Origin of the sequence: Qipengyuania marincola (assembly GCF_029688625.1) — a bacterium.
Classification (GTDB): domain Bacteria; phylum Pseudomonadota; class Alphaproteobacteria; order Sphingomonadales; family Sphingomonadaceae; genus Qipengyuania.
Genome location: NZ_JARULC010000003.1, coordinates 612,102 through 624,796, shown reverse-complemented (window position 1 = coordinate 624,796; position 12,695 = coordinate 612,102). Strand labels below are relative to the sequence as shown.

Genomic DNA, 12,695 nt, shown 5'->3' with positions numbered 1-12,695 from the left:
TGGGCGATCAGCCCTGACGGATTGTGGCGAAGGGCGCTTGCCTTTTCCTGCCCGAATCCGTATGTGCGCCCACATTCGAGCCGATCCGGAACGGATTCGGCGCGCTTTTCGTTCTATAAGCGAAACCGTTTTACAGGAGGCACCCCCGCAGCGGCGGGCTCTGTCCCGCTTAGTGAGGTTGTTGAATTTATGCAGATCATCGTTCGCGATAACAATGTCGACCAGGCCCTCCGCGCGCTCAAGAAGAAGCTGCAGCGGGAAGGCGTCTATCGCGAAATGAAGCTGCGCCGCCACTATGAAAAGCCGAGCGAAAAGCGCGCCCGCGAAAAGGCCGCCGCCGTTCGCCGCGCCCGCAAGCTCGAGCGCAAGCGCATGGAGCGTGACGGCGTCAAGTAAGCCGTTGCCACCAATTCCAAGCTAAGCCATGAGGGCGCGGAGAAATCCGCGCCCTTTGCGTATCAGGACCTATTTTCATGACCGAAGTTACCCGCGTTCCCCTCCAGCCCATCGCCAAGGGCTCGCTCACCAAGCTCTGGATCGGCGTGATCGTTGCGATCCTGCTGGGGGCAGGGCTTGCCTGGGCGGCAACGCCCAAGGGGCTGGGCGTCGAGACGATCAGCGAAGGCACCGGCGCATCGCCGCAGATGGGCGATGTCGTCTTCGTGAACTATGTCGGCAAACTCGCCGACGGCACCGAGTTCGACCGGTCGCAGCCGCTGCCGATCCCGCCGGGACTGTTCCCCGACGGCAATCCGCTGCTGCTCCAGGAGGGGGCGATCATCGATGGCTTCATCACCGGCCTCACGCAGATGAAGAAGGGCGGGCAGTATGTCCTGACCATTCCTGCCGAGCAGGCCTATGGCGCCACGCCGCCGCCGGGCTCGCCGATCCCCCCGAATGCGGATCTTACTTTCGAGGTTGAAGTGGTCGATTTCATGAGCGAGGCGGACTTTCAGGCCAGGGCAGCCGCGATGCAGCAGATGATGCAGCAGCAACAGCAACAGCAACCGGACGGCACGCCCCCTGTCGAATAGGGCGGGCTACGGCATTCTTGAAGGCGCGTGGCGGCGCTGCTAGCCCGCTTCGCGAACTGTCCAACGCTAGGATTTGAAAGGACGGCCGACATGTCCGTCGATAAGGCCACAGTGGCGAAGATCGCCTCGCTGGCGCGAATCAAGATGGGTGACGAAGAGCTCGAGCGCATGGTGCCCGAGCTCAACGGCATTCTCGACTGGGTCGAGCAGCTGGGAGAAGTCGATTGCTCCGGTGTCGAGCCCATGACCGCGGTGATCGAGAACCACCTTCGCCTGCGCGATGACGTTGTCGATGCCATTCCCGAGACCGCCGGCGGTCGTCGCGAGGATGTGCTCGCCAATGCTCCCGCGGCCGAACATGGCTTCTTCGGCGTGCCGAAGGTGATCGAATAATGCCAAAGACCGCTAACAAGCTTACAAATCTTGGCGTCAAGGACATCCGCGACGGCGTCGCCGGCGGCGATTTCACGGCGCGCGAAGTGGCCGAGGCGTTCAACGCTGCCGTTGCGGAAGCTGCTGCGCTCAATGCTTTCATCATCACCACGCCCGACCATGCGCTCGCCGCCGCGGATGCGGTCGATGCCAAGCGCGCCAAGGGCGAAGACCTCGGCAAGATGGGCGGCGTGCCCATCGGCATGAAGGACTTGTTCGCCACCAGGGGCGTGCAGACCACGGCCGCAAGCCACATCCTCGAAGGCTTTACGCCGCAGTACGAAAGCACCGTGTCGCAGAACCTGTGGGATGCGGGTGCGGGCATGCTGGGCAAGCTCAATCTCGACCAGTTCGCGATGGGCTCCTCCAACGAGACCAGCTATTTCGGCAACGTCAATTCGCCCTGGCGCAAGGAAGGCAGCAATGCCGCGATGAGCCCGGGTGGCTCTTCGGGCGGCTCCTCCGCCGCAGTCGCCGCGCGCATTGCGCCGGCCGCCACCGGCACCGATACCGGCGGCTCGATCCGCCAGCCCGCCGCCTTTGCCGGCATCACGGGCATCAAGCCGACCTATGGCCGCTGCAGCCGCTGGGGCGTCGTCGCCTTTGCCAGCAGCCTCGACCAGGCCGGCCCGATGGCCCGCACGGTCGAAGATTGCGCGATCATGCTGGAGGCGATGGCCGGCTTCGATCCGAAGGACGCGACCAGCCTGAAGATGGACGTGCCCGCATGGGAAGCGGGCCTCTCGGCCGATCTCAAGGACAAGCGCATCGGTATTCCGCGCGAATACCGCATGGAAGGAACCGACGAGGAAATCCTCAAGTCGTGGGAGCAGGGCAAGGAATGGCTGCGCGACGCGGGCGCGGAGATCGTCGACGTCTCGCTGCCGCACACGAAATACGCGCTGCCCGCCTATTACATCGTCGCCCCCGCCGAAGCCTCGAGCAATCTCGCGCGCTATGACGGCGTGCGTTACGGCCTGCGTGACCTGCCCGACGGGGCGGGCCTGCAGGACATGTACGCCGCCACCCGCGCCGAAGGCTTTGGCGACGAAGTCAAACGCCGTATCCTGATCGGCACCTATGTGCTCTCGGCCGGCTTCTACGACGCCTATTACAACCAGGCGCAGAAGGTCCGCACGCTGGTGAGCCGCGACTTCGCGGAAGCCTTCGGCCAGTGCGACGCGATCCTCGCGCCGACCACGCCGACGGCGAGCTTTCCGCTGGGTTCGCTCAACGACGATCCGCTGACGATGTATCTGAACGACGTCTTCGCCGTGCCCGCAAGCCTCGCCGGCCTGCCGGCGATGAGCGTGCCCGCGACGGTCAATGCAGACGGCCTGCCGCTCGGCCTGCAGATCGTCGGCAAGCCCTTCGACGAACAGGGCGTGCTGAACGCAGGGCTGGCGATCCAGCAGCGCGCGAACTTCACCGCGAAACCGGAGAAATGGTGGTGAGCACTTACCGTATCCAGGGCGCAACGGGAGAGTGGGAGGTCGTGATCGGCCTTGAGGTCCATGCGCAGGTCACTTCCAAGGCCAAGCTGTTCTCCGGCGCCTCGACCGCCTTCGGGGCGGAGCCGAATACGCAGGTCAGCCTCGTCGATGCGGCGATGCCCGGCATGCTGCCCGTGCCCAATGCGGAGTGCATCCGCCAGGCGGTACGCACCGGCATGGCGATCGAGGCGCAGATCAACAAATACAGCCGGTTCGATCGCAAGAACTACTTCTACGCCGATCTGCCGCAGGGCTACCAGATCAGCCAGCTCTATCACCCGATCGTGGGCGAGGGGCAGCTGCTGATCGAGGCGGACGAGAAGGCCGGTATCGCCGAAGACAAGGTCATCGGTATCGAGCGTATCCATGTCGAGCAGGACGCGGGCAAGCTGATGCACGACCAGCATCCGACCATGTCCTATGTCGACTTGAACCGCAGCGGCGTGGCGCTGATGGAGATCGTCTCCAAGCCCGACATGCGCTCGCCTGCGGAAGCCGGGGCCTATGTTCGCAAGCTGCGCTCGATCCTGCGTTACGTCGGCTCGTGCGACGGGAACATGGAAGAAGGCTCGATGCGCGCCGACGTCAATGTCAGCGTACGCAAGCCGGGCGAGGAATTCGGAACGAGGACCGAGACGAAGAATGTGAACTCCGTGCGCTTCGTCATGCAGGTTATCGAATATGAGGCGAACCGCCAGGTCGATGTGCTGGAGAACGGCGGCACGATTGATCAGGAAACGCGCCTGTTCGATCCCAATACCGGCACCACTCGGACCATGCGCAGCAAGGAAGACGCGCATGATTATCGCTACTTCCCCGATCCGGACCTGCTGCCGCTGGAGCTGGAGGACGAATTTCTCGAGGAATGCCGCGCCTCGTTGCCCGAACTGCCCGACGCCAAGCGCGCACGCTACGAGACCGAACTCGGCCTCACGCCCTACAATGCGCGCGAGCTGACGGCCGAGGTCGAGACCTTCGGTCGGTTCGAAACGCTGCTCGCCGCGACTGCCGCGAAGATCGGCAAGCCTGAAGCCAAGGTCGCGACGCAGGTCGCCAACTGGGCGCTCTCGGTCGCGCCCGGCGTGATGAAGTCGCTCGGCGACGAGGCCGATCCGGCCAACGCCACCGCCGAAGCGCAAGCCAGTATCCTCGCCATGCAGGACAAGGGCGAGATTTCGGGCGGGCAGGCCAAGGAAATCTACGAGATCGTCCTCAAGACCGGTCGCGACCCCGAGGAAGTGGCCGACACCGAGGGCCTCAAGCAGGTCAGCGACACCGGCGCGATCGAAGCCGCGATCGATGACATCATCGCAAACAATGCCGACAAGGTCGAAGAGTACCGGGGCGGCAAGGACAAGCTGTTCGGCTTCTTCGTCGGCCAAACGATGAAGGCGATGCAGGGCAAGGCCAATCCGGCGGTGGTCAACCAGATCCTGAAGGACAAGCTGGGTTGATGCACCTTACGCTGACCCCGGCCGGTCGTTCGCTGGTCATCACGGGGGCGGCACTGTTCATGGCGGGCATCCTGCAGGGCGCTGTAGTGGACTTTCACGCCAATCCGCGGATGGCGCTGTCCGCGCACCTCGATGCCGTACAAAGCGGAATGGCGGTGATGATTGCGGGCGCGCTCTGGAGCACGGTCAAACTCGGCCAACATGCTGAACAGATTGCGCGGAGGACGCTTGCGATCGGCATGGTCGGCCTGTGGGTCGGGATTACGCTTGCCGCAGTGAGCGGGGCCAGTCAGGCGCTGCCGATGGCCGGCGAGGGATATGAAGGTTCGGCTCTGGCCGAAAGTGTCGTAACGCTCGCTGTCATGGGATCGAGCGGCCTCCTGACAGTCGGTTGGGCGCTCTTTCTCTGGGGCCTTATCCGGGCGCGATGACTTCCATCGTCCTCGTCCAGCCCGAGATACCCGGCAATACCGGCGCGGTGGGGCGCACCTGCGTGGCGCTCGACATGGAGCTGGTGCTGGTCCACCCGCTCGGCTTCGAGATCTCGGACAAGCGAGTGAAGCGCTCGGGCCTCGATTACTGGCCGCATATCCGGCTGGTCGAGTTTGCCAGCTGGGAGGCGTTCCTCGCCACGCGTGCCCCACGCGCGGACCAGCTTTTCCTGTTCGAGGAGTATGCCACTCGCAATTTCTACGAGCCCGATTATCCCGAAGACGCCTATCTTGTCTTCGGGCGCGAGACCAAGGGCATACCGCCCGAAATCGTCGAGGCACACCGTGAGCAACTGGTCGGCCTGCCGATGCGGTCTGACAAGGTGCGCTCGCTCAACCTCGCCAATACGGTGGCGGCTGCGGCCTATCAGGCGATGCGCGCCCATCTGGCATGATTGCGAAAGCGGGGGTATCTGATAGTCTGAGCGGCATGAGATGGGTATTCTACCTCTTCCTCCTGCTTTACGCAGTGGCGCTTTTTCTGCTGGCGGTGGGCACTTTCGGCTGGTTCGGACAGGTCCGCGATCCGCTCTCGGGTGTCTTCCTGATCCCGCTCGGTTTGCCGTGGATTTGGCTGGGGGACGCGGCGGGACTGACAGGCCCCGCGCTCGCCATCCTTGCGCCGGCGATCAATCCGGCATCCTGTACTGGGTGTGGAAACGCTGAGCGCGCTCAGCCGCCGGTAATCATTGCGTCGACGAGGACATAAGTTTCCGGGCCGTATTTTACCGTCACCCGATCCCCATCTCGGCTTGTCTCGAAATCCCATCCGGCAGACCCATCGGCCTGAGCGCTGTCGGCGCCATAGGGCTCGGTGCCGCGGAAGAAGATCGCGCGGGTGCGACCGTCCGGCTTTGTCACCTCGACCAAATGCTCGCCTGGCGTTTCGCCCCAGTTGCGCTTGATGCCGGCGTTGCAGGATTGCGTCGGCGGCTGACCGTCGAAACCGCAATCGAGGATCGTTGTCGCGTTGTATTCGGTCCCAGCCACCAAAGCGTCCTCGCTCTCGCTGGCCGCGGGACCATTCTCGCTCATTCCGACATTGGCATCGCCCATCGAGACGCTGACCAGTCGCACGCCGTCGACATTGTCGACGATTTCGCCGCCCAGCGCCTCTGCGGATGCCTCGGTGGGGCAGCCGACAAGGATCGCGCTGTCGTCGAGATAGTTGGAGGTCGCAGCGCTTTCCCCGAGCCGCCGGCATGGATCGCCGGAGGCTGGATATCCGTCACCGAACGGGGCGAGGGTTTCGGGAATGACAGCGACGTCTTCTGCCGGGGCTTCCGGCTCGGACGTATCAGCGGTCTCCCCGCAGGCGATGAGGGCAAGGGCCGAGGCCCCCGCCAGTACCGGTTTGAAGTTCATTGGTTCTCCTTCCCTCAACGGCAATTGGTATGCTGGCCAATATCGCGGATGTCGTAGAACCGACCGTCCGCGATGGTCACCTGCACGCATTGACGCGACTGAGGCCGCCACTGGATCGAATAGCGCGTGTTGCCGCTGGTGAAATTGTCCACCTGGCGGAAGCCGCGCCGTTCGAGTTCGCTCATCCCGCCTGCCGCGCGGGCATCGCGCAAATCCTTGAACTGCGCCGCCTGACGATAACCGCCCTGGCCATGATGGTGCGACAGATTGGCGTTGCGTTGCTGCACGCCTGCGGAATAGCCGTTCGAATAGGCGTCGGAGCGGTCGTAATTGTGATAGGCTGCATTGTGCAGCCCGTCGGTATAGCCGCGCTCATACTGCATTTCGCTATCGCGGTCGGAATGGTGATTCCCATCCTCGTGATGGTGCGATTTGTGACTCAGCAGCGCACCGAGGATCGCGGCACCGGCCACCGCCGCAACCGCCGTTCCGGCACTACCGGTGTGATGGCCGCAATCCTGGTCGCTGGCGTCCTGGATGGTCTCGACCCGGCCGTTGTAGACTTCGACCTGCACACAATCATCGTCCGCCTCGTCCCACCAATAGCTGGAGGCATAGCCCATCTCGTTCTTGTGGGTGGAGACGTGGGAGAAGCCGCGCTGCTGCAACTGGTATTCGGCATCGCGGCCCATGGTGCCGTTGATATCGACCAGCTGACTGGCTTTCTCGGCAAGGACGGGGGTGGCTACCAGCGCCGTGGCGGCGGTCGCGCACATGATTCTGGACAAGGTCGCGGGCATGGCTCTCTCCTTTCGGCCAAGCATGGCTTGGCATTGAAACGATTCGCTGCGACCCTGTTTTCGTATCGAGTGGCCATGCAACCAAAGAACCTGCACGCGCGCAAGCCTCTTAACCGAGCATCTGGAATCCACGAAAAAGGGCGCCGGGACTTGCTCCCGACGCCCTTCGATATCCTGTGGAGCTGAGTCAGCCCTGGCGTTCGCCGGTCAGCGGCATGTCGCCGAAGGCACCGGCGTTTACCGTGCCGGTCAGCTGATCGCCATCGACCGTGGCGTTGCAGTTCAGCGTCATCGGCATGGGGACGGTCATGTCCATCTTCCAGCTCAGCGCGTTGCCATTGATGGTGCCATCCTTGACGTCCATCGAGCCCATGCCGCCGGCCATCGAGCCGGTGAAGGTGTTGCCATCGTCACCCGGAACGACGGTGAAGGTGCCCTTCTGGTCGCCCATCGGGCTCTTGACGACGGTGTCATAGGTACCGGCTACTGACATAGATATTCCTCTCTTGGATCTGAGGGTTTGAAGTGGGGGCTTAATCCGCGCTGCTGACATCCGTGTCAACATCGAGATAGGTGGTCGGCAGGCCGAGCCCGGCCAGCTGCGCATCGATTTCACCGCGGTCGCCGACCACCACGATGGTGAGATTGTCGGGACCGAGGTACTGGCGGGCAGCCGCATCGATCGCCGCCTTGTCGATAGCTCGATAAGTGGCGGGCAGCTGGCTGTAGTAATCGTCGGGCCGGCCGAGCTGGTCGTTTTCGATGATCGCGCCGAGCACCTGGAAATTGGTCTCGAAGCGATTGGGCAGGCCACGGATATTGCCGTCGGTCACGCGATTGTATTCGGTATCGTCCACGCCCCGCGCGCCCGTTGCGAACTCGCGCGCGGTGTCGAGGATCAGCTGCACGCTGTCGCCCGTGCGGTCCGACTGGACCGAGGTGCTGATCGTGAACAGGCGCGGCCCGGCCGGCGCGTCCACGCCGCTGCGCGCGCCATAGCTCCAGCCTTTTTCCTCGCGAATGATCATGTTGAGGCGGCTGAGGAAGCCGTTGCCGAGCACCTCATTGGCCAATTCGACCGATTCGAGTCCCGGCGTTGCCCCTGCGAGCGGAAGCACCCGACCGGCATAGATCACCGATTGCGGCGAGTTGGGCCGGTCGATCACTACGAGGCGGGTTCCGTCCACTCGCGCCGCATCGGTGAAGACCTTGTCGGGTGCCGCAGTGCCGCTCGCCTGCCAATCGCCGAATGCGCCCTCGAGCTGGCGGACCAGCTCGGGCATGGTGATGTCTCCCACGGCGAAGATCTCGGCCTTTTCGGGCCGGATCCAGGCAGAATGTTCGGCGCGCAATGCGCCCGGGCCAATCGCCTCGACGACCGGCACGGTGCCGAGGCTGCCAACGGTGCCATAGGGGTGGTTCTCGCCGAAGACGATCGGGCGCAGCGTCCGGCTGGCGAGACCGCCGGGTGAGGAAAGCTGCTGCGCGATCTGGGCAAGACGCTGGTCGCGCACGCGCTCGACCTCGCCTTCCGCAAAGGCGGGATTGCGCACGATGTCGGCCATCAGCGCCAGCGATGGTTCTAGGTTGGAGGTCAGCGCGTTCATCGTCACCGAACTGGTGTCGAGCGAGGTGCCGGTGCCAATCGAGGCGCCGAGCCGCTCCTGCTCTTCTGCGATCTCGACTGCGCTGCGCGTCGTAGTGCCTTCCTCGAGCAGGTCCATCATCAGCGATTGGGTACCCGCGCGTGCAGCGCCGTCGGCGGCATAGCCGGCGTCGAACTGCATCGTTACGGCAACCTTGGGGATGGCCGTGCGACGCGCCAGCGTCACCGGAATGCCGTTGGCGAGCGTTGCGCGCTCGATGGTCGGAAAGGTGAGCGGACCGACCGGCTCCGGCTCTGGCATTTCGCGCGGAGGGCCGGTGCGGGCGATTTCGATCGGCTCCTTCGCATCCGGCGCGGGGGCAGGCACCGAGCCTTCATCGCCCCAGCCGCCCATGTCGGCGCCGCTTTCCACGCGTTCGCCGGGCACGATGGCAAGCTTGTAGGCGGGACGCTGCAACCAGCGACCTAGCGCTTCGCGCACTTCAGCGCTCTCGAGCGAAGCTGCCCGCTCCAGCGCCTTGCGATAATAGGCCGGGTCGTCGGAATAGAGCAGCCCTTCTGCGAGCGTCGAGCCTTTGCCGCCGAAGCCGCCGACACGCTCCAGCGCGTCGATCTCGCCCGATACCCAGCTCGTCGCCGCGCGGTCCATTTCGGCAGCGGTCGGGCCGGTTGCGATATATTCGGCGAGAACTTCGTCAAGCCGCGCTTCCGCTACGGCGCGATCGACCCCGGGCTTGATGTCCATCTGCGCCATCAGGATCGCGACCTGTTCGGACTGCCAGTTGAAGGCGCTGACGCTGGTGGCGAGCTGCTCGTCGCGTACCAGCACATTGTCGAGCCGCGAGCTGGCAAGGCCGCCAAGGATGTTCATCCCGATCGACAGCGGCACGGAGTCGGCGCTGTTGATACCGGGGCCGGTCCATGCGCGATAGACGCGCGTCTGCGGCACTTGGTCGACCAGCTCGCGGGTCTTCTCCGCCGCTAGCGTGACAGGCGCAGCCTGGACCGGCGTGACTTCGGGACCGCGCTCGATATCGCCGAACCAGCGCTGGACCATCGGGCGCGCGGTTTCGACGTCGATATCGCCGGTCAGCGAGAGCACCACGTTGTTGGGCGCGTAATTATCGATGAACCAGTTGCGGACATCGGTCAGGCTCGCCGCGTCGAGATCGGCCATCGAGCCGATGGTCGAGTGGCGATAGGGGTGGCCCACGGGAAACAGGCCTTCGAGGATGGCGTAGAATGTGAGGCCGTATGGCTGGTTGTCACCCTGGCGCTTCTCGTTCTGGACAACGCCGCGCTGTTTATCGAGCTTTTCCTGACTGATCGCGCCGAGAAGGTAGCCCATGCGATCGCTTTCCATCATCAGCGCCAGATCGAGCGCGCCGGTCGGCACGGTTTCGACGTAATTGGTGCGATCGAAATTGGTCGAGCCATTCGTACTGGTGGAGCCTGCGGCCTCCAGCGGAATGTCGAAATTCTCGACGTTCTCGCTTCCGCCGAACATCAGGTGCTCGAACAAGTGCGCAAAACCGGTGCGGCCGCGCGGCTCGTGCTTCGATCCGACCCGGTAGTAGGTCGTCACGCCAACGATCGGCGCCTTGCGGTCGGTGTGGACGAGGACGGTCAGGCCATTGTCGAGCGTGAATTGCTCGTAGGGAATATCGACCTTGTCGACGAGCGAGGAGAGCGAGCTGTCGCTTTGCGATGCCTGCGCGACCGGTTCGTTAGATCCAGGAACGGTGGCACAGCCCGCGAGGGCGACGGTGGCGAGACCGGTAAGCAAGAAATGGCGCATGTCGGTTCCTGTCAGCGATGGGGTGTGTGGGAGACGGTATAGATGCGCTTGGCATTGGCAAGCACGTCCTCGCGCCAGAAATGCACCGGCTTCAAGCGATGCTGGACGAACAGCGTCATCTGGTCGGCGTAATGCGGGGAATCGGGTCGCGTTGTGGCCGCGCCGTAAGGCTGGATCGAACGTGATGCCACCCGCTGGCCCGGCATCCACTCCACCCACTGGATGAAGCTGTCGCCGTGGCGCACGGCAAGGCGCCCGTCCTCATGCACATCCCACAGGGTCGAGGCGCGAAGCGTATCGGAGCCTCCGTCGAGCGGCAGGTCGACCTCGCCCTGCCGCAGACGCAGCAGGTCACTCATCGGCGGGTCGATCCGGCCGAAATGGGTCTTCAGGTGGTTCACGGCCTTGCGCAATTCAGCGCGCGCATCGGGCCAGGGCTTGTTCTGGTAGGAAGAGGACATGAATTCGCGGATAATCTTCAGCGCCAGCGCATCGGCGCGTCCGACGTTGTCGGCCTTGAAGTCCCAATCGAGCAGCAGGGCACGTGCCTCGGCAAGTTCGGGATCGTCCGACAGGTCAAGCGCGGCGAGGTCGTCCCACAATCGGGCGATATAGCCCTCGCGCGCATAACCAGTGTCGTATTTGATCTCCTCCAGCGCCTCGCGGTCCAACAGGCCGGCCTCGCTGAGCAACGACCATGCGCGTCGCGAGCGGTTGGTCTGCTTCAATTCGACTCCGAGTTCGGGCGCGAAGCCATCGGGAGATAGGTCGCTACCCGAGCCGGCGGCCGTGTAGGGCGCATTGTTGGCGTTGTAGAGCCAGCCGGATGCGGGATTAACGTAGCGCGGCAGTTCGGAATAATCGACCGGGCCATCCCAGACGAGCGCGGGATCGTCGCCCGGGAGCACGGTACGCCAGTCCGGCCCTTCCGGCCGGTCGGGAATCGCAGCGTTGTAGACGTAGGCAATGTTGCCCGCCTTGTCGCCGTAGATGAAATTGGTCGACGGAATGTCCATCCGCGCGAGGATGCTCTCCCACTCCTCCAGCGATTTCGCCTTGTTCAGTCGATAATAGGCGTCGAGCTGGCCGAGGTTGCCGATTCCGCCATAGCGGAAGGCGAAGAAACCCTTGTCGTTCTCGATCACCGGCCCGTGCACGCTGCGATGCACCTCGCGCCGGATCGGCAGCACGACGGGCCCGATGCGAACCGGCAATGTTACCGTTTCCGTCTCCAGCTCGCGCCATTCGCCGCCGAAGCGATAGCGCGTCCCGCTCTTGTCCATCTCCAGCTTGTAGACGTCGACCATGTCGGGCGTGTTGACCGTATTGGTCCAGCCGAGATCGCGGTTGTGGCCGAGGAAGGGGAAGGGCGAACCGGGGAAGTTTGCGCCTGCATAGTGCCAGCCTTCCTCGCTCTCGACGACGAGTTCGTACCATGCGACACCGCCGCGCAGGGGCTGGTGGCTGTTGGACACGAGGATGGTGGGCCCGCCGCTCTTTTCCGGCGCGACGGCAAAGGCGTTGGAGCCAGACATCGCCCCATCCCGCCCAAAGGGGGAGTAGGCAAGCGCCTCTTCGTCACGCGGTTCGATGGCCGGCTCAACCGTGGCTTCGCGCGGGAAGCCGGGAATGTCGGGGCCGTATTCGCGCCGCAGGGGCTCGCCAGTTACCAGCGGCTCGATCACGCCGTTGAGGCCGAAGAAGAACGGCTGGCGCAGCGCGAAGCCGGCGGCGACGTCCACGCCGTCGACCGGGAAGAGATTGCCGAGTTTCAGCTCGTCCGGATTGCGCGTCGCATAGTCGTTGAGGCCCGTCGCATAGGCATCGAACAGGGCGCGCGTATCGTCTGGAAGGCCCGGGTACTCACGTTGTGCGGTGCCGCGCGCATCGAGCAGGTGATAAACGTAATCGACAGCCGCGCCGTCCTGTCCGGCGATCGCACCATAGCGGCCGCGGGCCATGGCGATGACGTCCTGCAGCGTCGCGAAATCGTCCTCCGCATGGGCGATGGCCACGCCATAGGCGACATCGGGATCGGTCGTGCCGTAGATATGCGGGACGCCGAATTCGTCGCGGATGATTTCGGCGGAATAGCTGCGCTGGGACAGGTGCACCTCGTCGCGACCGGCGAAGAATGGCTCCCACGTTGCGAGCGCAACGAATGCAACCAGCAACAGCACCACCAGCGCGGCCCCCGCGCGCACGACCCATTTACCCATTTT

Annotated in this window: 13 protein-coding genes; 8 read left to right on the top strand and 5 right to left on the bottom strand. The window is 64.1% G+C overall.

What is annotated here, in order from left to right; translation table 11 throughout:
- The first annotated feature begins 189 nt into the window (after nt 1-189).
- From rpsU to P8Q88_RS12955, 8 genes are all read left to right on the top strand, one after another.
- Nucleotides 190-396 (top strand): 30S ribosomal protein S21, encoded by a 207-nt coding sequence (gene rpsU, locus P8Q88_RS12990; RefSeq protein ID WP_066772550.1) that lies wholly within the window; start codon nt 190-192, stop codon nt 394-396.
- Between the two features lie 77 nt (nt 397-473).
- A complete protein-coding gene (locus tag P8Q88_RS12985) occupies nt 474-1,034 on the top strand; it encodes an FKBP-type peptidyl-prolyl cis-trans isomerase (RefSeq protein ID WP_278324254.1) in 561 nt (186 codons plus the stop codon).
- 90 nt (nt 1,035-1,124) lie between these two features.
- Complete coding sequence (gene gatC, locus P8Q88_RS12980; protein ID WP_278324253.1) at nt 1,125-1,427, top strand: Asp-tRNA(Asn)/Glu-tRNA(Gln) amidotransferase subunit GatC; 303 nt, start codon at nt 1,125-1,127, stop codon at nt 1,425-1,427.
- Nucleotides 1,427-2,920 carry an Asp-tRNA(Asn)/Glu-tRNA(Gln) amidotransferase subunit GatA gene (gene gatA / locus P8Q88_RS12975; RefSeq protein ID WP_278324252.1) on the top strand — a complete coding sequence of 498 codons (1,494 nt, stop codon included), beginning with the start codon at nt 1,427-1,429 and terminating at the stop codon, nt 2,918-2,920. Before gatC ends, gatA begins: the two co-directional genes overlap by 1 nt.
- Complete coding sequence (gene gatB, locus P8Q88_RS12970; RefSeq protein ID WP_278324251.1) at nt 2,911-4,413, top strand: Asp-tRNA(Asn)/Glu-tRNA(Gln) amidotransferase subunit GatB; 1,503 nt, start codon at nt 2,911-2,913, stop codon at nt 4,411-4,413. The genes gatA and gatB overlap by 10 nt, the downstream gene beginning before the upstream one ends.
- On the top strand, nt 4,413-4,844 hold the full coding sequence (locus tag P8Q88_RS12965) for a styrene oxide isomerase (RefSeq protein ID WP_278324250.1): 432 nt from the start codon (nt 4,413-4,415) through the stop codon (nt 4,842-4,844). Before gatB ends, P8Q88_RS12965 begins: the two co-directional genes overlap by 1 nt.
- Complete coding sequence (locus P8Q88_RS12960; RefSeq protein ID WP_278324249.1) at nt 4,841-5,299, top strand: tRNA (cytidine(34)-2'-O)-methyltransferase; 459 nt, start codon at nt 4,841-4,843, stop codon at nt 5,297-5,299. Before P8Q88_RS12965 ends, P8Q88_RS12960 begins: the two co-directional genes overlap by 4 nt.
- A gap of 35 nt (nt 5,300-5,334) precedes the next feature.
- Nucleotides 5,335-5,613, top strand: a complete 279-nt coding sequence (locus tag P8Q88_RS12955) for a hypothetical protein (protein WP_278324248.1) — start codon at nt 5,335-5,337, stop codon at nt 5,611-5,613.
- Here P8Q88_RS12955 and P8Q88_RS12950 read toward each other — a convergent pair.
- From P8Q88_RS12950 to P8Q88_RS12930, 5 genes are all read right to left on the bottom strand, one after another.
- Nucleotides 5,577-6,269 (bottom strand): hypothetical protein, encoded by a 693-nt coding sequence (locus tag P8Q88_RS12950; protein ID WP_278324247.1) that lies wholly within the window; start codon nt 6,267-6,269, stop codon nt 5,577-5,579. The genes P8Q88_RS12955 and P8Q88_RS12950 overlap by 37 nt on opposite strands.
- A gap of 14 nt (nt 6,270-6,283) precedes the next feature.
- Nucleotides 6,284-7,069, bottom strand: a complete 786-nt coding sequence (locus tag P8Q88_RS12945; RefSeq protein WP_278324246.1) for a hypothetical protein — start codon at nt 7,067-7,069, stop codon at nt 6,284-6,286.
- Nucleotides 7,070-7,256: 187 nt separating this feature from the next.
- Complete coding sequence (locus tag P8Q88_RS12940; protein WP_278324245.1) at nt 7,257-7,562, bottom strand: hypothetical protein; 306 nt, start codon at nt 7,560-7,562, stop codon at nt 7,257-7,259.
- Nucleotides 7,563-7,602: 40 nt separating this feature from the next.
- On the bottom strand, nt 7,603-10,473 hold the full coding sequence (locus P8Q88_RS12935; RefSeq protein ID WP_278324244.1) for a M16 family metallopeptidase: 2,871 nt from the start codon (nt 10,471-10,473) through the stop codon (nt 7,603-7,605).
- Between the two features lie 11 nt (nt 10,474-10,484).
- Complete coding sequence (locus P8Q88_RS12930; RefSeq protein ID WP_278324243.1) at nt 10,485-12,692, bottom strand: acylase; 2,208 nt, start codon at nt 12,690-12,692, stop codon at nt 10,485-10,487.
- Nucleotides 12,693-12,695 lie beyond the last annotated feature (3 nt).

Excerpts from the sequence above, each read along its gene's own strand:
- P8Q88_RS12985 (WP_278324254.1), top strand. The coding sequence starts at position 474 with ATGACCGAAGTTACCCGCGTTCCCCTCCAGCCCATCGCCAAGGGCTCG.
- P8Q88_RS12950 (WP_278324247.1), bottom strand. The coding sequence starts at position 6,269 with ATGAACTTCAAACCGGTACTGGCGGGGGCCTCGGCCCTTGCCCTCATC.
- P8Q88_RS12945 (WP_278324246.1), bottom strand. The coding sequence starts at position 7,069 with ATGCCCGCGACCTTGTCCAGAATCATGTGCGCGACCGCCGCCACGGCG.
- P8Q88_RS12930 (WP_278324243.1), bottom strand. The coding sequence starts at position 12,692 with ATGGGTAAATGGGTCGTGCGCGCGGGGGCCGCGCTGGTGGTGCTGTTG.
- P8Q88_RS12935 (WP_278324244.1), bottom strand. The coding sequence starts at position 10,473 with ATGCGCCATTTCTTGCTTACCGGTCTCGCCACCGTCGCCCTCGCGGGC.
- P8Q88_RS12965 (WP_278324250.1), top strand. The coding sequence starts at position 4,413 with ATGCACCTTACGCTGACCCCGGCCGGTCGTTCGCTGGTCATCACGGGG.
- P8Q88_RS12955 (WP_278324248.1), top strand. The coding sequence starts at position 5,335 with ATGAGATGGGTATTCTACCTCTTCCTCCTGCTTTACGCAGTGGCGCTT.
- gatA (WP_278324252.1), top strand. The coding sequence starts at position 1,427 with ATGCCAAAGACCGCTAACAAGCTTACAAATCTTGGCGTCAAGGACATC.
- rpsU (WP_066772550.1), top strand. The coding sequence starts at position 190 with ATGCAGATCATCGTTCGCGATAACAATGTCGACCAGGCCCTCCGCGCG.
- P8Q88_RS12960 (WP_278324249.1), top strand. The coding sequence starts at position 4,841 with ATGACTTCCATCGTCCTCGTCCAGCCCGAGATACCCGGCAATACCGGC.
- gatB (WP_278324251.1), top strand. The coding sequence starts at position 2,911 with ATGGTGGTGAGCACTTACCGTATCCAGGGCGCAACGGGAGAGTGGGAG.
- gatC (WP_278324253.1), top strand. The coding sequence starts at position 1,125 with ATGTCCGTCGATAAGGCCACAGTGGCGAAGATCGCCTCGCTGGCGCGA.
- P8Q88_RS12940 (WP_278324245.1), bottom strand. The coding sequence starts at position 7,562 with ATGTCAGTAGCCGGTACCTATGACACCGTCGTCAAGAGCCCGATGGGC.